This is a genomic window from Rhizobium sp. L51/94 (genome assembly GCF_019355555.1).
Taxonomy (GTDB): Bacteria; Pseudomonadota; Alphaproteobacteria; order Rhizobiales; family Rhizobiaceae; genus Rhizobium; species Rhizobium rhododendri.
Map to the genome: position 1 here is coordinate 674765 of NZ_CP072142.1, position 24460 is coordinate 699224.

The window sequence follows — 24460 nt, forward strand, 5'->3', positions numbered from 1 at the left end:
CTCAGACGTCCATCCTCGCCATGGAGCGGCTTTTGAAAAAGTGCGCCGCCGCTTTGCGCCATCCCGCGTAGGCGGGGTTCGCTCCAGTCGGCTTGCGCCCGAACTCCGTGACTTTCTCAGGCTCCCGTCCTGATCGGGGCGCAGTGAGCGTCTTTATGCGGTTGACGAAGGCATTGACGTCGAACTGCTTGCTGCTGATCTCACCGCTGTCGGCTGTGAGCGACATATGGAAGAAGACCTCGAGGTTGACGACCGGGATTGTGATGATGTTTCGGACGATATCGATCTGCGGCCGGACGGTGACTGCCAGCGCGAATGCATCCGTACGAAGCGCGTCGAACAGGTCGGGGACTGTCGTGACTGCCACGGCGGGATAGCCCGCAAGTTCGAGCTTGGCGACGATGGTGTTTGCCGCGTTGGCCGGAAGAAAGACAAGAATGGGTCGTCTGTTATTTTTGCTCGCAGGTCCGCTCACGGCAAAGTCTCCTTGCTTGATCCGTCTGTTAGTTGGATTTTGTTCCGTCTCTATTGCCGAGCTGCGATTGGCGGCGGGAGGCAGGTGAGACCATCCCGGATGAGCCGAGAAAGTCTCGCCTTTGTGCTTCCCGGGCCATCCTGTCCGCGGCTAGAACTTGTAGCTCGCGCCGATCATGACCTTGTTCTGTGTGGCGCCAAAGTCGCCGACGCCGGCGCCGAAATCCTTCTTGCCGAAGTCCGAATATCGATATTCGCCACGAACCAGGACGTTGTCCGTAATAGCGTGTTCGACACCTCCACCCGCAGTCCATCCAATAAGGATGTCGTCTTTCTTGCGTATGGCGGGCAGGTCCAGCTTGCCGCTTGTCGCCGCGACGCCGGCAGTTGCGAAGATCAGCGTTCGGTCGAGGGCATAACCGATACGAGCGCGTCCGGATGCATCCCATTCAAGGTCGGTGTCCTTGTCTTTGGCGAAGTTGTAGTTGAAGTCGTTCTCGATGCCGTAGACGATGCTGCCCGACTGGAAGTTATAGCCGGCGTGAATGCCTGCGGAGCCGTTGTCCAGATCTTCCTTGGTGCCGAGAACGGTCGTTTGATTCCAGCTATAGCCGCCCTGGGCGCCGATGTAGAAACCTGACCAGTCATAGGCTGAATGGGCAGCAGGCGCGGCCTCCGGAACAACGGACAGGTCCGCAGCCATTGCGGGCGCTGCCGACGAAATAGCGATAATGGCAAATACGAATGACTTGATGTGCAAGGGAATAACTCTCTTTCATAAAATGGATGCAGAGGCTGACCCCACGACGGGAGGCCGGTTCGCATTGCACTATGCCGGAGAGCAATATTGCAGAGTGTCTTTTTGTATTAAGTTATGTTGCGGCACGCACGAGACGACCGTTTTCGTTCGCGCGCCGTCTCGTCGTTCAATGTTGCGTTGACCCTGAAGCACCGGAATCTGCCGTCTGTAGGTTCGGGGTCACCCGGCTGTCGAACGTAACGCAGTTCCGGCCACTCGTCTTCGCGGCGTAGAGTGCTTTGTCGGCGCTGTGGATGACGTCTTCAAGATCGCGGGCAACCGGCGTGCTAATGGCGCATCCGACGCTGGTTGTGAAAGTGATTCTGTGAGCGCCGGTGTTGACCATGGTCGCTGCAATCTCTTCCCGAAGACGATTTGCGAGCATAACAGTCGCCGCTTCGTCGGTCTCGCGAAGCAGCACCACGAATTCTTCACCTCCGAACCGTGCGACCTTGTCGGTGGAGCGGATACCGGCGCTGATGATATTGCCCATGGTGCGGATGACATAGTCACCCGCCGAGTGGCCAAACGCATCGTTTATTCGTTTGAAATTATCGATGTCGAACATGAGAATGCTAAAGGTGCCATTGCTCTTCTTGTAGTAATTCCAGGCGTCTTCAGCAAATTCCAGAAAGGCCCGCCGGTTGAGAAGGCCGGTGAGGCCGTCCGTATCGGCGAGGACCTGAAGGGTGTGGAGATCCTGCCCGAACCGACGCATCTTCTCCTCGTTGGTTCTCTTTTGAACCTCCACTTCGCGCTGCAGCGTATCGATCGTGCTGTGGGCATCCTGCTGGCCGGCTTCGGCAGATCCTAGTCTTCGCAGCAGGGAGCGGACCGCAGCGGAAAGCTGCAGAATATCCAAAGACCCGTGTTCACGCTCCACAGTCGTGCCATCTGTCTTGCGTCCGACGAGATCGAGGCTCTCGGCCAGGTTTTGCAGCGGCCTTGTGACAGCGCCTGACAGCACCCAGGCGAGGCAGGAGGCAATGCCGGCCACTGCAAGGCCAACCAGCAAAATCTGCAGCACCAGTTTGTTCGCCGCCCCATAGATCACATCGACCGGCTTGCGGGCGGCGACTGTCCAGCCGAGACCCGGGTAGTCTCCATATCCCTTGGTCGCAACCAGCGCGGTTAGCATGTCCTTGCTGTCCGCGTGATCGATGAAGACCGTGCCCCGGCTTGTCCCGGCGGCCCCGAGACGGGAAACGTCGATCTTCGCCGAATTATCGCCGATTAGAACCGAACCGTCACGCCCGACGACCCAGAGATCCGAAGGCGAGGCTTGATCCTCGTTGCTGAGAACGGTCCGTCGCACATCGTCCGCCCACGTCCAGCTCATATGGGCGCCAAGCACGCCGGCAAGCGTTCCCTGCCGGTCCCGCACAGGCATGGCAACGTCGACAAAGCGAAACGGGGCGTCGGTCGAAGAGGAGCGCAGCAGTTTGTCAAGCAGTTTTGCTTCGTGCACGTCCTCGACAGTGGGCGCTTTCAGGCCATTTACAAACCAGGGGCGTGCAGACACGGATTGACCTTCGAGCATGCCCTTGGTGGCAGCCCGCACGATCCCGTCCGGCGATGCAAAGCCCAGCCAGGCATATTCCGACAAGCTCTCCTGGAGCCGCTGGAGAACGACGCGCACCGCATCGGGTTCGCTTCCCCAGATCGGCTGAAGCGGTGCAAGGTTGGCGATATTCTGGATTTCCCGGTAGCGTTCGAACATGTGCTGGTCGAGACGTTCTGCCATGTGGCGTGCCAGGGTCAGCAACTCCTGGTTTGCGCTGGAGACCGCGTTCTGCCGTGCTAGAATTGCAGCGCCGGAAGCAGCAATGCCAACGGCTCCGACGCAGGTAACCGCTGTCAGCAGTGCCATCTGTGCCCTGATCGTCAACCGGTCGCGAAGACTTTGGAAAGACCAACTGCCTAGCGAAACATGCACGTTGAAAACCTCGCCTGCAAGAAACCCACCTCCAGAATTAACGCCCGTTTTGACGAGGCTGACCGACAGAAACCACACAACCATTTAAAATTGATGCACGCATGACACGTCGCCGATGTCCACATTGGGACGTTCGTTGTTACAGGTCCATAGCCATCCTGCGGCAAATTGCTGTGAATGCTGTCGAGACGGTACTGATCCGGCCAAATATCTTAAGCAGCACGAAGGGCTGGCATTCACAATTAATCGCTTTTTAAGCAAGATGTCAGACAATTGGGCCAGCATCTTAACACTGACATCCTTGGAGCCGCGCGGTGGTAAATTTTCTTTCTTCAAATTCCAAGCAAGTGCTCGGCGCCCTTGATCTTTCATTTGCCGTCATCGAATTCGACATCAATGGAAAGATTCTGGCAGCCAACAAGAATTTCTGTGATCTGATGGGGTATGCGCCGTCGGAAATTATCGGGAAGCATCATCGGATCTTTCTCGACAAGGAGTACGCGGACTCTGCCGAATACGTCGCATTCTGGAAAAGGCTCCAGAACGGTATATTCGATTGCAGGGAATTCACGCGCCTCGCCAAGAACGGCAGCGAGGTTTACATTCGGGGAAACTACAACCCCATCAAGAACAGTCGCGGTAAAGTCCTGAAGATCGTAAAATTCGCCAACGATATTACCCAGACCAAGATCCACGAACTCGACAGCGCCGCGAAGATCACCGCAATGTCTCGTGCGCAGGCAATGATCGAGTTCACGCCCGACGGAAAAATCCTTTCGGCGAACGCGAATTTCCTGAAGGCGCTCGGCTACACTCTCGAAGAGGTCGTCGGCAAACATCACCGGCTTTTCGTTTCTGCCGCCGAAGCCAATTCCGCCGAATATGCGGAGTTCTGGACGCGTCTGCGAGGCGGAGACTTTGTTGCGGACGAGTTTACCCGTGTCAGCAAGTCGGGACATCAGGTCTTTATTCAGGCGTCCTACAACCCGGTCTTCGATCTCAAGGGAAATGTGATCAAGGTGGTGAAATTCGCTACGGATGTCACCCAACGCGTTGAAAACGTCGAGAAGCTTGCCGATTGTCTGACGAAATTTGCGTCAGGCGACCTTTCGCAGCGGATCGACACCCCCTTTATTTCCTCGCTGGAGAAGCTGCGGGCCGATTTCAACGCCGCCTCCGCAAAGCTGCGGGAAGCCATGAGAACCGTCGCAGAAAACGCAAAGGCGATTTCTGCGGGATCCAACGAAATTCGCTCGTCCGCCGATGATCTGGCCAAGCGGACCGAACAGCAGGCGGCATCCGTAGAGCAGACGGCGGCAGCTCTCGAGGAGATCACCACGACCGTCAAGGATTCCAGCCGACGCGCAGAGGAAGCCGGACAGCTGGTTGCCCGTACAAAGGAACATGCGCACCATTCCGGCGCAGTTGTGCGCGAGGCAATCGGGGCGATGGACCAGATCGAGAACTCATCGCGGGCGATCTCCAATATCATTGGCGTCATTGATGAAATCGCGTTCCAGACCAACCTTCTGGCCCTCAATGCCGGAGTGGAAGCGGCTCGAGCCGGCGAGGCGGGCAAGGGCTTTGCCGTCGTCGCACAAGAAGTGCGGGAATTGGCGCAACGCTCGGCAACGGCGGCCAAGGAAATCAAGGCATTGATTACAGCCTCCAGTGTCCAGGTTGGCAATGGCGTTGCGTTGGTCACCAAGGCCGGCGGCGCCTTGCAGGAAATCGCGCAGCATGTCGAAAACATCAATGCCGATATCTCGGCAATCGTCGATGCTTCCAGGGAACAGTCCACGGCCCTGATGGAGATAAATCGCGCCATCAATACGGTCGATCAGGGCACGCAGCAGAATGCGGCAATGGTCGAGGAGCAGACGGCTGCAAGCCACAGCCTTGCCAGCGAAGCATCAGCACTCTTCAGCCTGCTCGACCAGTTCAGATTTGCCGACGCTGCCACGGCCAAGTCGCAGCTCTATCCCACGACTGCCGCTCTCCGAAAGGTGGCATGATCGCTTTCTGAAACATGCCCGAAAGGTCGGTGATCCGGCCTGCTGTCAGCCCGCTGCCAGGCATCTAGCGGACAAGGACACGGCTGCAAGGCCGTGTGCTCGGGCCTTGAATGCCGGTGCTGGCGGCCTGCGATCTTTTGTTGGGATCCTGTTTTGTAAAGATTGTGCCCCAGTGCGCAAGTGTCCGGTTGGTCGGAGGCGGCGAAAGGGAGGTTGGCGACCCCTCCCGGCACCCCAATCGGACTATGCTGCCGGCAGCGTGATCATGCGCCTTTGTTGATCAGTTTCAGTTCCCAATGCCCGGCGGATTAACCATTCGCTGGTTTCATTTGCGTAGATAGAACGCGTCATTTTGCTTCCTCGACTTGCAACTGGCGCTGGCGCCAGCAATCATGGGGAATGACAATCGACCGACCCTTGTTTCAGCCACCAGCGAGCAATCACGCAGACATTGTGCGTCGGGATATTCTGACGCAGTTGCAGCGTTCTGGATCGCGGCGGTTGACGACGATCATTGCTCCGGCTGGCTACGGCAAGACGTCGCTTGCCGCACAGTGGTACCAACTCTTGAAAAGCGAGGGTGAGCGGCCGGTCTGGCTGACGCTTGATGCCGAAGATTGCGACGAGCGTCGGTTTCTACTGGCGTTGATGGATGCGCTTGCGCCGCTCTTGCCGGACGAAGGGCGGGGGCTCGATGCCAGCAGCATGGCCGTGCCCTCAGTCCTCTCGGTGTTCATCACGCGGCTGCGCCAAATCGAGATGCCGGTCACTGTGTTCGTCGACGACTATCATTTCGCCCAGACCGATACGACGGAAGCACTTCTGGCAAGACTGCTTGCCGCAGCCGATCTCACCCATATCAGCTTCATTCTCATCTCCCGCAGCGCGCCCCGGTTTCCGCTGTCCGCACTGCGCCTCAACGGCGAACTCAGGCAGATCGGCGTTGCCGATCTCAGCTTTTCAGACTGCGAAGCGCAGGAATTCTTTGCGGGTCGCTCGACGCTGCTGACGAGCAGGCAGGTCGGCGAGTTGAACAAGCGGACCGAAGGATGGGTCGTCGCCCTGCAGATGGTCCGGGTCCTCGTCAACGATACCGCCGACAGTGCCGCGATCCTCAATTCTTTCGATGGCAGCAATGTTGAGATGGGGCGATACCTGTCGGAGCAAGTGTTCTCCAGCTTGCCGGAAGACATCCAGCGGTTTCTGATCGAGACCGCCACGCTTCCGGTTATCGGCCGGACGCTTGTCGCCGCCGTTTGCGATCTGCCGGATGCCGTCGGGCTGTTCAATCGGCTAGGCACTTTTGCGCTGCCGATCGCCGTGCTCGATAGGCATGGAGCATGGATCCGGTATCATCCGGTGTTCAACGGTTTCCTCAAGGAGGAGGCTGCCCGGATCGGTATCGATCCAGGTCGAGTGCTGAGAAAGGCGGCACGGTGGTTCCAGGCATCTAACGACTGCGACGCGGCCGTCCGGCATGCAATGCTGGCGGGCGATATCGCGCTGGCGGCCGAGATCATCGAGGCTGCCGGCGGATGGCGGCGGGTGTATGCGACGACACGAGGCGGCGCACTTTTGTTTCAGGCGCTGATCGAAAAGGCTCCGTGCATCAATCTCTCGGCATTCCCACTGACGACGCTCGGGCTTTGCGTCATCAGCGCCAAGGCCGGACAGCTCGATACGGCCAATCACTACCTGACGCTGGCCGAGCGCTCCTGTGGTGAAGGGGAATTGTCCCGCGACTTGCGGGTCGTCCGGGTGCTTCTTTCGCTCTACACCGACCGGTGGGCAAGTGCTGGCGATCTATCGGCTCTGGAAGCGGATCTGTCGCAGGCTAGCGACATGGAGCTTATCCATCGCGCCCTGGCCTTGAACATGCTGTCCTACAATTTCCTGATCCGGACCGAGCTCGATCGAGCCTTGCATTACGGGCAACTCGCGCTTCGGGCTTTCCGCGATGGCGGCGCCGATTTCGGGGCGATGCACCTCTACACGCATATCGGTCAGGCGTCGTTTTTCAGCGGAGACATCATAGGCGCCGCCGAAGCCTATCGTAACCTCATCGTCGAGGCGCAGACGCATATTGGCAAGGGAAGCGATCTCGATGCCGTCGGGCAGGTGCTGGAAAGCGAAATACTCTCCATGCGCGGCGAGCGGCAGGCCGCGTCATCGGCGCTATCCTGGGCTCTGCCGCATCTCGAGCGCCACGACACCTGGTTCGACCTGCTCGCCGCTGGTTTCATGGCGCAGCAGCGCGTGCACCGGCTGAACGGTCACATCATTGCGGCCCACGCCGCCATGGACAGCGCTCGCGCGGTGGCTGCCCGTCGTGGCTTTGACCGCTTGACGCGGCTGATCGACGGCGAGCGTGTCACTCTGCTGATCGCCTCAGGCCACGTCGACGAAGCAGCCCGATTTGCCGAGGTCCAGGGAATGAGCCGGCAAAGCGCTGCCACCGATAGTTTCAACATGTTCGCCTACCATCTGCGGGGAGCCGTGCCGGCGTTATTATGGACCCGTATCGATGCGGCGCGCGGCGAAATCGCGGCAGCGCGCGCAGGTTTTCAGCGGCTGATGGCCCAGCAGCCAGCAAAGCCGCACATCCCCCGCCGTATCGAGCTCGGCTTTCTCGATATCCGCCTCCTGCTTGCCGAAGACAAGCCGCACGAGGCAGCGGCGAAACTATCGGACATGCTGCTGTCGCTGCCGGTCTTCGACTACCGCGCCATACTTCTGGTGGAAGGTGCGGAATTCGCCGAGCAGCTGGTTGGCCTTGCGGCGTCAATGGACGTGCCCGACGTCGTGTCGCAACGACTTGCCGACGCTCTGAAACTCGAGCCCGAATTCGATCCGCCGGTAGAGGAGGTGGCTGTCATTGCCAAGGTCGAGCCGGGCGGACTGACGGAACGTGAGCGCGGCGTCATGCAGCTACTCAGCGAAGGCCTGAGCAACAAGGAAATCGGCCGACAGCTGAGCCTCAGCGACAACACTGTCAAATTCCACCTGCGCAACATCTTCGCCAAGCTCAATGTCACGACACGCACCGCTGCCGTGATGGCGATCAGGCACCGCTGACCTATCCATATGGGTGGGGTGCCGCGAAGGCAGCCCACCCATATGGCAGGCTACCCGCAATGCGCGAGGTCGCTTAATCTGCCCTCAATATGAATGATGAGGGTAGAAAATGACCCCAGGGAACATGACTGTCGATCCCGTTACTCAGGAGATCATCGAAGGTAAGCTTATGGCGACCGTCGACGAGATGGGGATCGTCATGGCGCGCACGAGCATGAGCCCCGTGATCTACGAGGTGCTGGATTTTGCCTGCGGCCTGCTGACGGCTGAGGGGGAACTCGTTGCCCAGATGAATGGCATCACCCTATTTACCGGCACGTTTGGCGTCCAGGTAAAGGCGCTGATCGGTAGATTTGACGGCAATCTTGTCGATGGCGATATCCTGCTTTCGAACGACCCCTACGCCGGCGGCACGCACGCTTGCGACTTTGCCATCGTCAAGCCGCTGTTCGCCGATGGTACGATCGTCGCCTATGCGATCAACGTCGCCCACTATCTCGACGTCGGTGGATCGGTGCCCGGCAGCCTTGCGCCGGATGCCACCTCGGTCTTTCAGGAAGGCCTGCGGCTGCCCGGCGTTAAGGTAGTGCGCTCGGACGTGTTTTCCGACGAAATCCTCCACATCATCAGTGAAAACGTCCGCCTGCCCGAGATCGCGCTTGGTGACCTCAATGCGCAGGTCGCGACGGTGCGTGTGGCGGCGCGGCGGATGATGGAGCTATCGGCGAAATACGGCTCCGAAACGGTTCGTGCTGCGTTCACCAGTTTGCTCGATGCCAGCGAAAAGCGCAGCCGGGCTGCCATCTCCCTCATCCCCGACGGCTGTTACGAGGCAACCGATATCATCGATGGCGACGGCGTCAGTTCGGCGCCTATTTTCGTCAAAGTTGCCGTGACGATTTCCGGGGACAGCATTACAGCCGATTTCACCGGGTGTCCGCCGGCCGTGGCCGGACCTATCAACTGTGCACGCGGCGCGCTGCAGTCCGCAGTCAAGACCATCGTCAAGGCAATGGTCGGGCCGCAGGAGCCCTCCAACGAAGGCTGGTTCCGGCCGCTGACGGTGATCGCGCCGTCCGGTACGCTGTTTACGGCTGAAAAACCCTCGCCGACGGGTTGGTACTACGAGGGATCGGTGCATGCATCGGAGCTGGTCTGGAAGGCGCTCGCCGCCCTGGTGCCGTCGCGATTTTCCGCCGGTTCCTATTCCAGTCTTTGCGTCGTCTATATTTCCGGCAGGGATGCCAACGGGCAACCGTTTATCCATATCGAGCCGCATCACGGCGGCTGGGGTGCCAGTGAGCATCGAGATGGCGCCAATGCTGTCATCGCACTCACCGACGGCGACACCTACAACTATTCTGTCGAGCTGATCGAAGCCCGTTTCCCGTTGCGCGTCAAACGCTATGCCTTGAACGTCGAGGGTGGAACCGGCGAGGGGCGCCGACGCGGCGGCTTCGGCATCGTGCGTGAGTACGAGATCTTGAGCGGCGGTGCATCGGCCTACGGCAGCTTCGGACGCACCAGCACCCTTCCATGGGGCATGGATGGCGGCGGAAGCGGCACTGCGAATGTGCTGCAGATTGCGCCGGCAGATCGAGGTGCGCCGCAATCGCATGGCCGCGTCGCCCATATCGATCTTGCGACCGGCGACATCCTGCGGGTTGTCACCGGCGGCGGCGGCGGATGGGGAGACGCGCGCGACCGCGAAACCTTCAAGATCGAACAGGATCTGCAGGACGGATTTTTGACGGAGGCCGACGCGTCCAGGCTTTACGGATACAAGAGAAGGATTGCGGGATGATCAGACTTGCAACGGATGTGGGGGGCACGTTCACGGACCTCGTCGGCTATGACGAGCAGAGTGGCGAATTGTTCACCGCCAAGAGCCTGACGACTGTCGACGACCAGTCGATCGGCGTACTCGACGCCATCGCTGCTGCCGAAGCGAAAGACGGGTTGCGCACGCGGGACGTGACATTTTTTGCCCATGGCGGCACGACGGTCATCAATGCCATCACCGAGAGAAAGGGCGTGCGTACTGCGCTGGTGACCACTGCCGGCTTCCGCGACGTTCTGGAAATCGGCCGCGGCAACCGGCCCGATCTCTATAACCTCCAGTTTCACAGCCCCGAGCCATTCGTCCCCCGGCATCTCCGTTTCGAGGTTCGGGAACGCCTTGATGCTTCCGGCAAGGTGCTCATGCCGCTGGAATGCGACGACCTGCGGCCGATCATCGCGAAATGCCTTGAAGAGGATGTCGATGCTGTCGCCATTCTCTTTCTCCACAGCTACGCGAACCCCGAGCACGAGATCCTGTGTGCCGATATTCTGGCCGATGCGCTGCCATTTACGACCATCTGTGCGAGCCATGAGGTCTCGCGGCAGTGGCGGGAGTACGAGCGCTCGAACACAGTCGTGCTGAATGCCTATGTGCAGCCAATCATTCGCAACTACTTTGCCCAGCTGGAAAGCTCTCTGACGGGTCGTAACCTGACCTGCCCCTATTACGCGATGCAATCGAACGGCGGGATCTCGACGTTCGACCAGGCCGTCAACAGCCCGCTGACTTTGGTGGAGTCGGGACCGGCGGGCGGTGTCGCCGGTGCGGCACGTATTGGTACCGCCATCGGCGAAAGTGAGGTTCTGTCGCTGGACGTCGGGGGCACGACGGCAAAATGCTCGCTGATCCACGATGGCCGCCCGACCCTGAATGTCGAATACAAACTGGAACATACACGGATCGCGCCCGGCCATGCCATCCAGGTCCCGGTCGTCGATATCGTCGAAATCGGCTCCGGCGGTGGCTCAATTGCGCGCATCGACGATCGCGGCGCGCTAATCGTGGGTCCGCAAAGTGCCGGCTCGACACCGGGTCCAGCCTGCTACGGGCGCGGCGGCACGCAACCGACATTGTCCGATGCCATCCTCGCCATAGGCATCTTCGATCCCGCAACATTTGCCGGCGGCAGCATGCATCTGGACAAACGGAAGGCGGACGAAGCGATCGCGACTGTGGCTGGGCCGCTGGGGCTGAGCATCGAGGATGCAGCACTGGCGATCATCGATATTGCCCATGCGAGCATGATCAATGCCCTCAAGCTGGTGACCGTCCAGCGCGGTCACGATCCGCGCGACGCCGTCTTTGTTGTCAGCGGCGGTGCCGGACCTGCGCTCGCGACCCGTCTCGGCCGCGATCTCAGCGTCAAGGCGACGATCATCCCGCCGCATCCCGGGATCTTTTCCGCATGGGGCATGCTGGCGGCAGAACCTCGGGCGGATTTTCGCGGCACTTGGTTCGCGCAGTTGTCGGCAGGCGCTCTGGCAGAGCTGGCGCCACGGTTCGAGAGCCTGGAGAGGGAGGCCATTGCCTACTTCGCCAAGGGCCAGGAGGCCAATATCAGGTTCACCTATCAGCTCGAAGCGCGGTATCGCGGACAGGAGCATGGCGTCTATGTGCAATTCCAGCGCGAAGACAACGTCGACAGCCTTGCGGAACGCTTCCATGCGGCGCATGAACGATCTTATTCATTCAGGCTCGCGGATGCGGCTATCGAGATTACGACACTGCACCTCGAAGCGGTCCTGAACGGAACGGTCATCGCCTTGCCGAAGATAAAGTCGGCCGTCGAGCGCGTCGCGCCCGGCGGACAGAGAAATGTCTATTTTGGCGGTCCGAAGGGATGGATCCGTTGCCCCGTCTATGCGCGTGACAAGCTCTGCGGCGGCCAGCAGATCGAAGGGCCGGCTATCGTGGAGGAGGCGACGGCAACGACCTTGATCCAGGAAAATCAGACATTGAACGTCACGGATAATGGTATTCTGATTGTTCGCGAAACCAGCGCCAGGGCAGGGTAAAGATGGCGATATCCATCCAGATCGATCATGTCAGCAGGGAGTATGGACCTGTCAGGGCACTAGACGACGTGACGCTCGAGATCAAGGCGGGTGAATTCTTCACGCTGCTTGGATCCTCCGGATGCGGGAAAAGCTCGCTCTTGAAGCTGATCGGCGGCTTTGACCGCCAGACCTCGGGTCGTATTGCGTTCGACGGCAAGGATGTCGGCGATGTTCCGGCCAATCGCCGGCCGGTCAATACGGTCTTCCAGAACCTGGCATTGTTTCCGCATATGAGCGTTGCCCAGAATATCGGTTACGGGCTTCGTCTGAAGGGGATGTCCAATGCCGCACTTCAGGCAAAAGTAGACGATGCGCTGGATCTTGTCGAACTCTCCGGCTTCGGCCCACGCGACGTCAATCTGCTCTCCGGCGGCCAGCGGCAACGGGTGGCGCTCGCCCGCGCCCTGGTCATGGAGCCGGGGATCCTGCTTCTGGACGAACCCCTGACTGGGCTGGACGAACGCTTGCGCCAGCAGATGCGCGACGAATTCGGACGCTTGCACAAGCGCACCGGCGCAACCTTCATTCTGGTCACACATAATCAGGATGAGGCCCTCAGCCTCTCTGATCGCATGGCGGTCATGCATCGCGGCCGCATAGAGCAGGTCGACGTGCCGGCGCGGTTTTTCGAGGCGCCCGCCAATGCCTTCGTCGCCCGCTTTGTCGGCATCGACACGGTCCTGCGGCCGGAGGCGGTGATGTCGGCGGGCGATCATGCGCAGGCGTCTATCGCCGGTCAGATGATGCCCGTGCGCATGGCCGGACCTTTGGACACAACTGCAAGCGTCGTTGCCATCCGGCCGGACCGGTTGTTTGTGGCGCCGTCGGGCGCGTCCCCGTCGCTGCGGCTCACCGTGGTCGGCACGACATTCAGGGGACTGCACCGCGATCTGAAACTCGCCTTTGCCGATGGGCAGACGCTGATGATTGCGATTGATGCTGATCGTGCGGATCTCGCGATCGGGCAGGAGGTTTCGGTCGGCCTGAAGCCCGATGCTGCCGTTCTGATTGCAAGTTAGAGACTGCCGCCTGACGGTTTCGCAGGCTGCTCGAGCAATGCATGCCAACAAAAAAAGGGGAATGACAATGACGATCCATGACAGACCACTTTCATCCAATCGGCACAGCAATGTGCAGCGCCGCGATTTCCTCAAGATGATGGGCGCAGGTGCTGCACTGTCTGCCGGCGGCCTGGGTTTCGCCTCGCGTCTTGCCGCACAAGAGGCTCGCACGGTTGCCTTCTGGGCTACGGCAACGCTGGACATCGGCGACAAATGGCAGGCGTTTGCCACGCAAAGCGGCGTGACGCCTGAGTTTACCGACAACGGCAACGACCTCGGCCCGGTGATCGCCCGCCTCGCGGCCGGCAATGCCAACGATCTCTTCGATGTCGGCGGCTTCCAGGGCGGCGCCGAAAAGGAACTTGCACGCCAGGGCGTCATCGTTCCCTGGGACCTTGCAAAGATCCCGAACTATGAGAGCCTGTGGCAGTGGGCAAAGAACATCCCCTACTTGAAGCAGGACGGAAAGCAGTACGGCATTCCGACCGTGGTCAACGCCGACTCGATCATCTACCGGCCCGACAAATTGGGCAAGATCGACAGCTACGGTGCGATCTTCGATCCGAAGCTGAAAGGTCGCGTTGCGATGGAGGATGCGTGGATCAACAGCGCCATTTTCACTGCCATGTACCTGAAGGAAAGCGAAAGCAAGCCGATCGTTGATCCCGGCAACCTGACCGAGTCCGAACTCGGAATGGTCATGGAGTTCCTGATCAAGCACAAGACCGACGGCCAGTTCCGCACGTTCTGGAATGGCTGGGAGCAGGGTGTGCAACTCGTTGCCGACCAAGAGGTCGACGCGATGACCGGATGGGAGCCGATTGTCTATGAAGGTCGCAAGCGCGGGCTCCAGGTGGAATATGCCGCCCCCGTCGAAGGATACGAGGGCTGGGGCAACAACACCGTTCTCCTCAAGGGGGCTGCAGATCGCGGTGTAGCCGACGCTGCGCATGGCTTCGTCAATGGCCTGCTAGGCGGCCTCTACGGCTGCGAGCTCGGCCAGGCGCGCGGCTATCTCGTGCCGACCGACAACAATGTCGCCTATGCCAAGGCGCATCCGGAGGAGTACAAGCCGGAAGAGGTGGAGAAGCTGGCGGAACACGTGAAAGCCAAGTTCGCCGGCAAGATCTACTGGCAGAACGCCCGGCCGGATAATTTCCAACTCTACGAAGAGTGGTGGCAGAAGCTGCGCAACGCCTGAGCCCCACAATCGGCAGCGGTCGTTTTCACCGCCGCTGCCACCGAACCCCGGAGATGCCGATGGTCAGATTGCGCCTGCCCCTATCGTCGATGCTGATGACGCCGCCGCTCCTGGCGATCCTGACGCTTGGGCTGGTGCCGCTGACCGTCGTTATCGTCTGGAGTTTCTGGAGCTGGGATCCGCAGACCTACTGGATTAAACCGGATCTGAACCCCGCCGGATACGAGGCCATTCTGGACGCGGGCCGATGGACTGTCATCGTTTCGACGCTGGTGAAGGCTTTTGCCACGGCATTCCTCTGTCTGCTGATTGCCTATCCCACCGCCTATGCGATCCATTTCCTCGCCGGCCGGCGGTTGAGCATCCTGCTTCTGGCGCTGATCACCACTCCCTTTTTCACGTCATACCTCATCCGCTCCTTTTCCTGGCGGCTGGTGCTCGGGCGCACGGGTGTGATCAACACGTTGCTGCAGGATTTCGGCATCACCCACGCACCCCTCGACTGGTTGCTTTTCAGCAATTTCGCGGTCGTGGTGGGGCTTGTTGCGTCCTATCTGCCTTTCGCGATCTTTCCGTTGCTGCTGTCGATGCGGCGCGTTGATCCGACATTGCTGGCGGCTGCTCAGGATCTCGGCGCCGGCTTCTGGAGAAGCCTTGCGACCGTCCTCATTCCCCTGACCTTATCGGGCATCTTTGCCGGCTTCCTGTTCGTCTTCGTCATGGTGGTCGGGTCTTCGACAGAGGTCCAGATGCTCGGCGGCGCGGGCGCTTCCATCGTTTCTGTGATGATCAACGACGTCATGCGTGTCGCCAACTATCCGTTGGCATTTGCAATTTCGACGGTGGTGCTTGCTGTCATCTTCGGTCTGGTGCTGGTCGGCAACCGGCTTTTCGACCTTGCCTCGCTCTTCGAGGATCAGTCGCCATGATGATCCGTGAAGGACTTTCCAACCGCATCCTGCTCTGGGTCGTCACCATTGCGGGACTACTCGTCATCTACGCGCCGCCACTCTATCTGCTTGCCGTGTCGTTCAATCCGGCGCTGCAGCCGGGTCTTCCGAGCCTCTCCAACCTCAGTCTTCAGTGGTACCTCGCGCTGCCTAAGGAAACAGCGCTGATATCGGCGTTGGAGCAGTCCCTGATCATTGCGACGGTCACGGCGGTTCTGGCGACAGGGATGTCGCTGCTCGCAGGCCTTGCCTATTTCGAATTGCGAGCCCGGCGGCGGGCATGGTTCCTGACCGTCATCCTGCCGATGTTCGTGCCGGGCGTGATCCAGGGGCTGGCTCTGTCGGCCGTTTTCACGCGCGCCGGTATCAAGGCGTCGAGCATGACGGTCATCGCAGGCCATGTGCTGTGGGCGATGCCGTTCGCCTTCGTCGTTATCCTGACGAGCTTTGCTGCCGTGCGCCGGTCCTATCTCGTCGCGGCCGCCGATCTCGGCGCCACCCGCTGGCGCCAGTTCATCGATATCACCTTGCCGCTTATCCGGCCGGGCCTGATAAGCGCTTTCATATTTTCTTTCCTGCTTTCACTGAACGAATTCACCCGGGCCTTCTATCTGGCAGGCCGCCAGAACACGCTTCCGGTGGTGCTGTTCGGCAAGATGAATTCCGGTGCGTCGCCAGTCATCTACGCGATGTCCGGCGCCATATTCCTGGTGTCGGTCGCCTGCGTCACGCTCATCGCAATCCGCTCTCTCATTCGCAGGTCAGAACCGGCGACCGGCTGATTGCGCCGGAAAGGGCGCTGGAAGCCAGCGCCCCCCAATGCTCATATGTTCACTGACATCCTCAGGCAGCTTTCTTGGCTTCAAGTTGTGGAGCGGTCGTGCTCGCGGCCAAAGTCGGGCCTGTCTGGATCTCGATCTTGCGCGGCTTCATCGCTTCCGGAATTTCGCGGACCAGATCGATGGACAGCAGGCCATTCGACAGACCAGCGCCGGAGACGCGGACATGATCTGCCAATTCGAAGCGGTGCTCGAACGGGCGACCGGCAATTCCGCGGTGCAGATAACCTTCCCCCTGCGTTTCCGCCTTGTTTCCGGTAACCGTCAGCAGGTTCGACTGGAACGTCAGGCTCAGCTCGTCCTGCGAGAAACCGGCGACTGCGACCGATATGCGGTAGGTATCGTCGCCCGTCTTGACGATGTCATAAGGCGGCCAGTCGCTGATCGAACGCGCGCGCTGAGCATTTTCGAGAAGATTGAAGACGCGGTCGAAACCGACGCTCGAACGGAAAAGCGGTGCATAGTCATAAGATGTTGCCATAGCCATATCCTCCTTGAAGCAACATGGGTACGAAGACGCCGAAGCAACCGGCGCCTCGGTGATCGCTGGCCCTTTCTGGCATCCAGCAACAATTATCTGGTTTTCCAAAAATTCGGTTTCAAGAGTTGTTTTGCAAAAAAAAGTGAGGGCTTCCGACGGACTGAATGTGGTCTCGCCGCGCTGCACCCGGTGTCATTTCTCCGACAGCCTCTCCACGAGCCAGCGACCCGCTGTGCCCAGGGCCGTGCCCCTTCTCCGTGCAACAACGAAGGGAAATTGCGGCATCCTGTCCAGTCCATCCCATTCTGTCGGATGGAGCTCGACGAGCTTGCCCGCTGCGATATCTGCTGCCACTCGCGACCGTGGCATGCTACCCCACCCGAGGCCGGCAAGCAGCATAGCGTGCTTGGTCTCGAGTTCGGTCGTATACCAGCGATTGACGGCGATGATCCCGTGATCCTGCTTTGTCGAAACGGAGGGACGTGCTGCAAGAATGAGCTGCAGGTGATCTCGCAGAACTTCAGGCTCGATGGGGCCGGCGATCCTGGCAAGAGGATGTGCAGGTGCCGCGACTGCAACGAGTTCGATCAATCCGCACGCACTGCGTTCCAGCTGGTTGGTCAAGGGGAAATAATCGACGGTTATCGCGACATCTGCCCAACCATCCATCAACGCCCGGACAGACGTCTCGACCGGCTCGACCATCAGACGCACCTGCAGGGTCGGGAAGGTCTCGTGAAAAGCCTTTAGGATCGTCGTCACGAGGTCCATCGGAATGAACGGATCGATCACGAGCCGGACCTCCGTCTCCACACCTTTTGCCAATCCCGTGGCAACGAGATGATATTCCGCGACGACATCGAGGATCCTTCGCGCGCGCGGCAAAAGCGCAATGCCCGCTTCGGTGAGCACCGGACGGTAAGCGGAGCGGTCGAAGAGCAGCGCGCCCGTCTGGTCCTCCAGTTTCTGGATGGCATAGGTTATCGCCGAGTGCGCCCGGTTCATGCTTTTGGCTGCCGCCGCGAAGCTGCCCTCGTCAACGATGGCTACGAAAACAGCGAATTGGTCGAAGGATGCAGCGTTCATACCGTTCAGATTATGCGAACGTCTCCTTCGAAACTATCCCTATTTCATTTCACGCACGGCGAGGGCAGGTTCTCGCGGAGCAGACGAATTCACCAGAGATGTGAAGAGGCACGACATGATCCCCTCCGCAATCGGCATCGAGACCAGAAATAGTCACAAGCTGCTCAAGGGCGCGCTTTGGGTGGCTCAGGGGCTGATTTTCGCGAGCTTCTGTTTCTTCGGCTTGACCAAGCTGACCACACCGATCTCCCAGTTGGCCGGCATGATGCCGTGGACAGGTGCCGTTCCCTCCAGCTTCGTGCGCCTGATGGGGCTCATCGATATCGCCGGCGGCATCGGCATCTTCATCCCAGCGCTGACCCGAATCCGGCCCCGTCTCACCGTGGCTGCAGCATTTGGCTGCACAGCGCTGCAGATCTGTGCCTCAGCGTTCCACATTTCCCGTGGCGAATTCGCGGTGTTGCCGCTGAATGTCGTTCTGCTGGCACTCTGCCTGTTCATTCTCTGGGGTCGCACACAGCGCTTTCCGATTGTGTCTCGGACAGACCAGGTCTGACGGAGCGAGGATTGCTTGCTGTGCAGTCCTTCCTCGATATTACCCATGATGTGCAAAACGACACCCTTCGAACCTACGTTGAAACCGAAGCGGTCGCCTATAGTGTGAGAAAGCAAATCTTATGAAGTTCGAGGAGGATCGTTTTCGGCTCCTGCGGCGTAGCGTGATGACGATGATGTCGTTTGGGCTCGTCGGCTTTGCCACCGCAAGGCCTGCCTTGGCGTCCCAGCCAAGCCACACCATAACGCCCGCCGCAAAATGGAAGAAGCCTCACCGCGTGATATTCCACGTCGATAGCAGCGATGAGGCAAGCATGGGTCACGCGATCGGCGGCTCCATGAATCTGAGCCGATACTATGGCGACAAGGGCGAGCCACCGCTGATCGAGATCGTCGCAAACGCCGCGGGCATCGCGATGTTTCGCGCCGACAAATCTCCCCTTGCCGATCCCATCCGCGCGCTGCGGGAACTCATCCCCGGGCTGACGCTCAGTGTCTGTGGTTCCTCGAAGGCGATTGCCGAGAAAAAGGAGGGGCAGGAAATAACTCTACTGGAGGGCGTGAAGGTCGTCCCTTATGGTGTAGGGAGACTGGTCGATCTCCAGGAAGCCGGATGGAGCTATATTCATGCATGATTTGACGACGCGCGGGCTGCGCAATCCGGTAACGCGGCGGAGCGTAGTTGCAGGCGGCCTTGGCGCGGCAGCGACCCTTGCATATCCGCACGTTGCGCCGGCCCGCTCTTTTGACAATCCGCCGGTGTTTTATTCTGACCATCACCAGTTCACCATTCTGGAGCCATCGCTTGTCATGGCGCCGACGACGCTGTCTGGCCTCGACGGCAAGCCAAAAATCCTGAAGCCAGCCAGTGGCAAAGTAACATTGGTAAGCTTCTGGGCGACGTGGTGTGTCTTCTGCAAGACGGATATTCCTGCCCTGGCGAAACTGAAGGCTTCCATGGGAAAGCGGATCGACGTCGCCGCAGTTTCAATCGACAAGGGCGATCGCGGAGACGTCAAGCTCTTCCTCTCCGATCTCTCCGTCGCGGGCTTGCCGATCTACCTGGATCCGAACGGTACAGTAGCGGGAACGGATGCTGCCTCAGGCCAGCAGTTTCCGCTTTACGGAATGCCGATTACCTATCTGGTAACCCCTGATCAGCACATAGCCGGTTACATCGCAGGGACAGCAGACTGGCTAAGCAAACCGGGCCAGGACCTGCTTTCCTATTACAGTTAGCTGTCAGCCCGCGGTCCGCAAATCCGGTCAGGTCGGCAGGATCTTGAAGTCGGCGCCTTCCGGTAACAGCTGTCCGCCATCGACGACGATCGTCGTGCCCGTCACGTATTTCGCGTCGTCCGATGCGAGGAACAGGAAGGCGTTGGCGACATCCCGGGGTGTTCCGAGACGGCCGAGCGGGATCGAATCCTCCATGTTCTTGATGAAGGCAGCGCTGCGGTGCATCTGTACGGCCTCGGTCAGGATATTGCCCGGCTCGACGCCGTTGACGGTGATGCCGTAGGACGAGAATTCCAGCGCGGCCGAGCGGATAAAGCCGTTGATGCCGGCCTTGCTGGCCGAATAGTGGCCATGGCCCGGGCTGGTGACATGCGGCCCCGTTATCGACGAGGTGAAAAGGATGGTGCCTGACCCTTGCGCCTTCATTGGCGTAAGGGCTGCGCGCGCGGCGTTGAAGCAACCGCGCAGGTTGACGGCCAGCACCCGGTCCCAGTCGTCGGGCGTGGTGTGTTCGATCAACTGCCAGGGATAGATGCCCGCGTTCTGGACGATGATGTCGAGGCGGCCATGACGCTCGATGGCGAGCGAGACGGCAGCGACAGTCTCCTCCATCGATGAGACATCGGTGCGAATGAAATCTGCTCCGAGTTCGCTGGCGGTTGCCTCGCCCTCGTTTTCTTCGAAATCGGCGAGCACGAGCTTCGCACCCTCTTCCTTGAACCGCAGGGCGACGGCCTTGCCGATGCCACGCGATGCGCCGATGACCAATGCCACCTTGTCTTTCAGTCTGTCTGTCATGCGAGCCTCTGGCGAAGTCTTTGTTTGAATGTATCGAGAAGAACTGCGGCGAGTACCAGGAAGCCGTGGATGACCTGGGTGTAGTTTGCCGGCAGTCCCATGAGGTTGATGGCGGTATTGATGGAGGAAAGCAGCAGCACGCCGGCATAGACGCCCGGCAGGCCGCCGACGCCGCCCTTGAGGCTGACGCCGCCGATCACCACCGCTGCAAAGGCATTGAACAAGAGCCCGACGCCGAGGTTGGCAGTGGCACCCGATGTCCGGATGGCCAGCAACCAGCCTGCGAGCCCGGCAATGGCACCTGCCATGACGAAGGCGAGGATCAGGTTGCGGGTAACGCGAATGCCGGCCCGGTATGTCGCGGTTTCGTTGCCGCCGATCATGACCAGATGCCGACCGAATTTCGTTTTCGACATCATAACCGAGAAGATCAGGAAGCAGCAGATGGCGATCCAGGCCGAAAGCGGAATGCCGAGGAAACGCTCGATGGCGAACCAGCGGATGGCCGGCGCAAGGTCCTGGGCCGATCGTCCGCCCGAGATCGCAAGCACGATGCCGCGCACCCAGATGAACGACGCCAGCGTGATGATGAAGGCACTCATCTTCAGCTTGACGACCAGCACTCCGTTGAGGAGCCCGATCAGCCCGCCGATGGAACAGGCGATCAGCAGGGAAACGGGGACCATGAGCCATTCGGGCGACAGCTTGATGCCGAGACCTATGCCGGCAGAGCAGAAGAGGATACCAACGGCCATCGCCGAGAGTGCGGCCACTGATTCAACCGAGAGGTCCATGTGACCGGTGATGATCACCAGCGCCAGGCCGATCGACATGACGCCGAGCACGCTCGACGCTTCGATGATGTTGGTAAAGATGCCGATCTGGAAGAAGTTCGGGATCACCGCCGAAAATACGGCAAGCACGAGGATAAGCATGAACCAGACGAGATTATCGAGAACGTATTCGAGGGTTTTGCGTGTACGAGGCGTCATCAGGCAAATCCGAATTGGAGGGGAGGGGTCCGGGGTACTGTGACCCCGGACGGAAAGTCCGACTACTTTACGGATTCAATCGTTCCAGCAGGTGGCTTGAGGTTGCCCCAGAATGCGGGGTTGTCGACATTGGCCTTGGTGATTGCGGAGCCCGGGACCTTGATGTTCGGCCCCCATGGCTCGATCGTTACCTCGCTCTTCAGACCCAGCACGTCATAAGTGCCGGCCTTGATCTCCTGCTTGGCGACCACCTTGTCCATGAACATGGCAACGGCGGCGGCCTGGGCGTAGAGCGGCTGCTCGACTTCGGTATTGAGCCAGCCCTTGCGGATCAGGTCGAGACCGACGGGAGCGCCGTTCGAGCTCATAATCATGACATCGCCCGGCTTCTTGCCGGCTGCCTCGAGCGAAGCCACCGCTGCCACCGAGAGATGGGCGGCATGCAGGAAGATCAGGTCGATATCGGGATTGGCGAGCATCTGGTCGGAGACGATGGTACCGGCATTGCTCGCTTCCCACTGCATGGCGGGAACCGAAATGATTTTGACGCCGGGAAAGGCTTTCATCTTTTCCTCGAAGCCCTTCTGGATATCGAGCGTGTAGGGGTCGCCAGGGTCGCCGAGGACCTGCAGAATCTTGCCCTTCACGTCACCTTTCCTGGCCTTCAGCATCGCCTCGGCCTGATCTCCGGCGATATGGCCGATCTCGACCGTGCCGGCCACGGAGGTGAAATCAGACGGCGTCGAGGTGATCTGGCGGTCGAATTCGACGACAGGAATGCCGGCAGCACGGGCTGATTCAATCGAGGGCTTCAGCGCGTTGAAATCGACGGCAGCGAGAATGATCGCCGCAGGCTTCAGCGCCATGACGTCGTTCATCTGCGACTGCTGGGCGTCAGTCTTGTTGTCGGCATTCAGTGTCTTCATGTCATAGCCGGCCTGCTTCAGGAACAGTTGCAGGGCGTTGACCGAGCCGGTCTGGAATTCGTCGAGCAGGGTGGGCACGAGGTAATAAACGGTGCCCTTGCTTTCGGCGGCGGCTGTCGTGAGCATGGACAAGCCGAGCACCATCACGCTCAGCAAGGTTAGCATTATTCGCTTCATGATCGTTCTCTCCAGTTTGAGCCGGACCCCTTTCATTGTCTGCCCACCGGTCCGGCTCCGGCGAGAGTTTGCCCTGTGATCATCTCGATCACTGCATCCGGGCTTGTCTTGCTGCATTCGACATCGCCGGCGACGACGCCGTGGCGGATGACGACAATGCGATCTGCGACCTGGAAGGCCTGCTGCATGATGTGGGTGATGATGACGACCCCGATGCCCTGGTTGGCAACGTGGCGGATCATGTCGAGCCCGCGCCGCGTCTGTTCTACGCCAAGCGCTGCGAACGGCTCGTCCAGCAGCACCAGCTTTCCGCCCCAGTGGACGAAGCGGTTGAGCTCGATCGCCTGGCGCTGGCCGCCGGACAGGTGCTCGACCTTGGTGCGCATGGAAGGAATGCGCGTTCCGGCGCTGGACAGCGCCTCGCTGGTGATTTTCTCCATCGCTTTCTCGTCAAGAAACGGTATGCCGGCGAACTTGCGGGTGATCTCGCGACCCATGAAGAAATTGCCGACCACATCGACATTGGTGCAAAGGGACAGGTCCTGGTAGACGGTCTCGATACCGGCTGCCTTTGCCTCCGCGGGGGTTTTGGCCTGGAACTCCTTGCCCTCGAAAAGCATGTGTCCGGCAGTTGGCTGCAGGCCACCGGAGATGATTTTCACCAGTGTCGACTTGCCGGCGCCGTTATCACCGAGAAGGGCGACGACCTCGCCCTTGCCGATCGAGAAACTGATACCCTTCAGGGCTTCGATCGCGCCGAAGTTCTTGCGAACACCATCGAGGACGAGCAGTTTCTCAGTCATACGGCAATCCCTTTTTCTGAAGTTTCAAACATCTGGCCGAAGCGTGGCGAGAGCGCCCCGAAGACCGCAAGCGCCGCCGCACCGCGGAGCGCTGAATGCTGGCAATCGCTCGCCACCATCACGCGTGGATGGGCGCGGTCTGAGCGGTCGGAAACCGAGCTGTTGAGCCCGTCGACCAGCGACGCCAGCTCGTCTATCAGCGGCTGTGGTGCTAGCCCGCCGATGACGACGGTTTCGGGATCGAAAAGGTTCTCGATGGTGCGGATCGTGTTGCGGAAGATCGGCGCGATCTCGCGCACCCAGTCGGCCTCCGACAGCCCGCGCCTGTTGAAGGCATCGAGGGACAGATAGCGCTCCAGGCAGCCGCGGTTGCCGCACGGGCAAGGCTCGCCGTCGGGGACGGCCGGCATGTGGCCGATTTCCCCGGCATTCCCCCAGGCCCCGCGCATAACGAGGCCGTCATGCATCATGGCGCCGCCGAGGCCGACGCTGAAGAACAGGTAGTAATAATCCGAAAGCTGCTGCCCGAGGCCGTAAAGCTGCTCGCCGAGCGCTGCGGCTGCCATGTCGTTCTCGAAGAACGCAGGCAGGCCCGTGGCATCGGCGAGGCGCTGGCGGATGTCGACGTTCTTCCAGCCGATCATCGTCGTGGAGCCGACGAAGCTCATGGATTCGACGTCGAAGGGTCCCGGCAGCGCCAGGCCGGCACCCAGCAAACGGCCGCCGCGAAGGCCTGCCTTCAGCTCGGAGATCATCTCTTCGATCAGCGCGAAAGCGTCGTCCGGAATTGGATTCAAGGCGACGCGATGGCGGCTGTCGACAACGTCACCGAGCAGGTTGACCAGCGCCGCTTCGATGAAAAGCTGTGTGATGTGGATCCCGATGGAAAGCCCGCCGTCGGGATTGATGGTCAGCGTCGAGGGCGGAATGCCGCGTCCCCGGGGCTCCTCTTTTACGGACAGGATGAGACCCTGTTCCTCAAGCTCGCGGACGATGGTGGAAACGGTCTGCACCGTCAGTCCTACTCGAGTGGCGATATCGCCACGGGTGGTCGGACCCAGAAGCCGGATCGATTCAAGCACGATCCGCCTATTGTAGGGCCTTCCCGACTCCTGATTGGTGCCCCGCAATGCCATCCCAAAACTCCATGCAA

21 protein-coding genes are annotated in these 24460 nt (G+C 60.0%); 11 read left to right on the forward strand and 10 right to left on the reverse strand.

The features are described 5' to 3' along the window. Window position 1: 1 nt before the first annotated feature. The 3 genes from J5274_RS21085 to J5274_RS21095 form a co-directional block, all read right to left on the reverse strand. Window positions 2-475, reverse strand: a complete 474-nt coding sequence (locus tag J5274_RS21085) for a hypothetical protein (protein WP_209187785.1) — start codon at window positions 473-475, stop codon at window positions 2-4. Window positions 476-625: 150 nt separating this feature from the next. Next, window positions 626-1234: an outer membrane protein gene (locus tag J5274_RS21090; RefSeq protein WP_219274962.1), complete on the reverse strand. Its 609-nt coding sequence runs from the start codon at window positions 1232-1234 to the stop codon at window positions 626-628. Between the two features lie 166 nt (window positions 1235-1400). Next, complete coding sequence (locus J5274_RS21095; protein WP_161990999.1) at window positions 1401-3143, reverse strand: diguanylate cyclase; 1743 nt, start codon at window positions 3141-3143, stop codon at window positions 1401-1403. Window positions 3144-3523: 380 nt separating this feature from the next. Between J5274_RS21095 and J5274_RS21100 the strand changes: the two genes are divergently transcribed. The 8 genes from J5274_RS21100 (at window position 3524) to J5274_RS21135 (ending at window position 16193) form a co-directional block, all read left to right on the forward strand. Continuing rightward, window positions 3524-5224, forward strand: coding sequence for a PAS domain-containing methyl-accepting chemotaxis protein (locus tag J5274_RS21100; protein WP_142831642.1), 1701 nt, complete (start codon window positions 3524-3526; stop codon window positions 5222-5224). A gap of 501 nt (window positions 5225-5725) precedes the next feature. Beyond that, entirely contained in the window at window positions 5726-8299 is a 2574-nt protein-coding gene (locus J5274_RS21105; protein ID WP_257625672.1) for a LuxR C-terminal-related transcriptional regulator, read from the forward strand. 109 nt (window positions 8300-8408) lie between these two features. Continuing rightward, on the forward strand, window positions 8409-10103 hold the full coding sequence (locus tag J5274_RS21110; RefSeq protein WP_142831644.1) for a hydantoinase B/oxoprolinase family protein: 1695 nt from the start codon (window positions 8409-8411) through the stop codon (window positions 10101-10103). After that, entirely contained in the window at window positions 10100-12157 is a 2058-nt protein-coding gene (locus tag J5274_RS21115; RefSeq protein ID WP_219274964.1) for a hydantoinase/oxoprolinase family protein, read from the forward strand. The genes J5274_RS21110 and J5274_RS21115 overlap by 4 nt, the downstream gene beginning before the upstream one ends. Before the next feature lie 2 nt (window positions 12158-12159). Then, complete coding sequence (locus tag J5274_RS21120; protein WP_142831646.1) at window positions 12160-13218, forward strand: ABC transporter ATP-binding protein; 1059 nt, start codon at window positions 12160-12162, stop codon at window positions 13216-13218. A gap of 67 nt (window positions 13219-13285) precedes the next feature. Then, complete coding sequence (locus tag J5274_RS21125; RefSeq protein ID WP_374113750.1) at window positions 13286-14461, forward strand: PotD/PotF family extracellular solute-binding protein; 1176 nt, start codon at window positions 13286-13288, stop codon at window positions 14459-14461. A 59-nt stretch (window positions 14462-14520) separates the two neighbouring features. Beyond that, the gene (locus tag J5274_RS21130; RefSeq protein WP_142831648.1) at window positions 14521-15390 is read left to right on the forward strand and encodes an ABC transporter permease; all 870 of its coding nucleotides are present in this window, start codon (window positions 14521-14523) and stop codon (window positions 15388-15390) included. Beyond that, entirely contained in the window at window positions 15387-16193 is an 807-nt protein-coding gene (locus J5274_RS21135) for an ABC transporter permease (protein WP_142831649.1), read from the forward strand. The genes J5274_RS21130 and J5274_RS21135 overlap by 4 nt, the downstream gene beginning before the upstream one ends. 61 nt (window positions 16194-16254) lie before the next feature. Here the strand turns inward: J5274_RS21135 and J5274_RS21140 are convergent, their stop codons facing one another. Together J5274_RS21140 and J5274_RS21145 are read right to left on the reverse strand one after the other, a co-directional pair. Further along, window positions 16255-16731 (reverse strand): Hsp20 family protein, encoded by a 477-nt coding sequence (locus J5274_RS21140; protein WP_142831692.1) that lies wholly within the window; start codon window positions 16729-16731, stop codon window positions 16255-16257. Between the two features lie 192 nt (window positions 16732-16923). Continuing rightward, the gene (locus J5274_RS21145; protein ID WP_142831650.1) at window positions 16924-17817 is read right to left on the reverse strand and encodes a LysR family transcriptional regulator; all 894 of its coding nucleotides are present in this window, start codon (window positions 17815-17817) and stop codon (window positions 16924-16926) included. A 115-nt stretch (window positions 17818-17932) separates the two neighbouring features. Between J5274_RS21145 and J5274_RS21150 the strand changes: the two genes are divergently transcribed. From J5274_RS21150 to J5274_RS21160, 3 genes are all read left to right on the forward strand, one after another. Further along, a complete protein-coding gene (locus tag J5274_RS21150; RefSeq protein WP_142831651.1) occupies window positions 17933-18373 on the forward strand; it encodes a DoxX family protein in 441 nt (146 codons plus the stop codon). Between the two features lie 121 nt (window positions 18374-18494). Further along, window positions 18495-19007, forward strand: a complete 513-nt coding sequence (locus tag J5274_RS21155) for a hypothetical protein (protein WP_257625673.1) — start codon at window positions 18495-18497, stop codon at window positions 19005-19007. Further along, window positions 19000-19611, forward strand: coding sequence for a TlpA disulfide reductase family protein (locus J5274_RS21160; protein ID WP_142831652.1), 612 nt, complete (start codon window positions 19000-19002; stop codon window positions 19609-19611). Before J5274_RS21155 ends, J5274_RS21160 begins: the two co-directional genes overlap by 8 nt. Window positions 19612-19638: 27 nt before the next feature. Here J5274_RS21160 and J5274_RS21165 read toward each other — a convergent pair whose 3' ends face one another. The 5 genes from J5274_RS21165 to J5274_RS21185 form a co-directional block, all read right to left on the reverse strand. Next, window positions 19639-20409, reverse strand: a complete 771-nt coding sequence (locus tag J5274_RS21165; RefSeq protein ID WP_142831653.1) for an SDR family oxidoreductase — start codon at window positions 20407-20409, stop codon at window positions 19639-19641. Beyond that, complete coding sequence (locus tag J5274_RS21170) at window positions 20406-21401, reverse strand: ABC transporter permease (RefSeq protein WP_142831654.1); 996 nt, start codon at window positions 21399-21401, stop codon at window positions 20406-20408. The genes J5274_RS21165 and J5274_RS21170 overlap by 4 nt, the downstream gene beginning before the upstream one ends. A gap of 62 nt (window positions 21402-21463) precedes the next feature. Continuing rightward, the gene (locus J5274_RS21175) at window positions 21464-22504 is read right to left on the reverse strand and encodes a sugar ABC transporter substrate-binding protein (protein WP_142831655.1); all 1041 of its coding nucleotides are present in this window, start codon (window positions 22502-22504) and stop codon (window positions 21464-21466) included. A 32-nt stretch (window positions 22505-22536) separates the two neighbouring features. Beyond that, window positions 22537-23307: an ATP-binding cassette domain-containing protein gene (locus tag J5274_RS21180; RefSeq protein ID WP_111221690.1), complete on the reverse strand. Its 771-nt coding sequence runs from the start codon at window positions 23305-23307 to the stop codon at window positions 22537-22539. Continuing rightward, a complete protein-coding gene (locus J5274_RS21185) occupies window positions 23304-24443 on the reverse strand; it encodes an ROK family transcriptional regulator (protein ID WP_219274966.1) in 1140 nt (379 codons plus the stop codon). Before J5274_RS21185 ends, J5274_RS21180 begins: the two co-directional genes overlap by 4 nt. Between the last annotated feature and the right edge of the window lie 17 nt (window positions 24444-24460).

Coding starts and splice junctions, on each gene's coding strand:
- J5274_RS21095 (WP_161990999.1), bottom strand. CDS start 3,143: ATGGCACTGCTGACAGCGGTTACCTGCGTCGGAGCCGTTGGCATTGCT.
- J5274_RS21110 (WP_142831644.1), top strand. CDS start 8,409: ATGACCCCAGGGAACATGACTGTCGATCCCGTTACTCAGGAGATCATC.
- J5274_RS21115 (WP_219274964.1), top strand. CDS start 10,100: ATGATCAGACTTGCAACGGATGTGGGGGGCACGTTCACGGACCTCGTC.
- J5274_RS21120 (WP_142831646.1), top strand. CDS start 12,160: ATGGCGATATCCATCCAGATCGATCATGTCAGCAGGGAGTATGGACCT.
- J5274_RS21125 (WP_374113750.1), top strand. CDS start 13,286: ATGACGATCCATGACAGACCACTTTCATCCAATCGGCACAGCAATGTG.
- J5274_RS21130 (WP_142831648.1), top strand. CDS start 14,521: ATGGTCAGATTGCGCCTGCCCCTATCGTCGATGCTGATGACGCCGCCG.
- J5274_RS21135 (WP_142831649.1), top strand. CDS start 15,387: ATGATGATCCGTGAAGGACTTTCCAACCGCATCCTGCTCTGGGTCGTC.
- J5274_RS21140 (WP_142831692.1), bottom strand. CDS start 16,731: ATGGCAACATCTTATGACTATGCACCGCTTTTCCGTTCGAGCGTCGGT.
- J5274_RS21145 (WP_142831650.1), bottom strand. CDS start 17,817: ATGAACGCTGCATCCTTCGACCAATTCGCTGTTTTCGTAGCCATCGTT.
- J5274_RS21150 (WP_142831651.1), top strand. CDS start 17,933: ATGATCCCCTCCGCAATCGGCATCGAGACCAGAAATAGTCACAAGCTG.
- J5274_RS21155 (WP_257625673.1), top strand. CDS start 18,495: ATGAAGTTCGAGGAGGATCGTTTTCGGCTCCTGCGGCGTAGCGTGATG.
- J5274_RS21160 (WP_142831652.1), top strand. CDS start 19,000: ATGCATGATTTGACGACGCGCGGGCTGCGCAATCCGGTAACGCGGCGG.
- J5274_RS21165 (WP_142831653.1), bottom strand. CDS start 20,409: ATGACAGACAGACTGAAAGACAAGGTGGCATTGGTCATCGGCGCATCG.
- J5274_RS21170 (WP_142831654.1), bottom strand. CDS start 21,401: ATGACGCCTCGTACACGCAAAACCCTCGAATACGTTCTCGATAATCTC.
- J5274_RS21175 (WP_142831655.1), bottom strand. CDS start 22,504: ATGAAGCGAATAATGCTAACCTTGCTGAGCGTGATGGTGCTCGGCTTG.
- J5274_RS21180 (WP_111221690.1), bottom strand. CDS start 23,307: ATGACTGAGAAACTGCTCGTCCTCGATGGTGTTCGCAAGAACTTCGGC.
- J5274_RS21185 (WP_219274966.1), bottom strand. CDS start 24,443: ATGGCATTGCGGGGCACCAATCAGGAGTCGGGAAGGCCCTACAATAGG.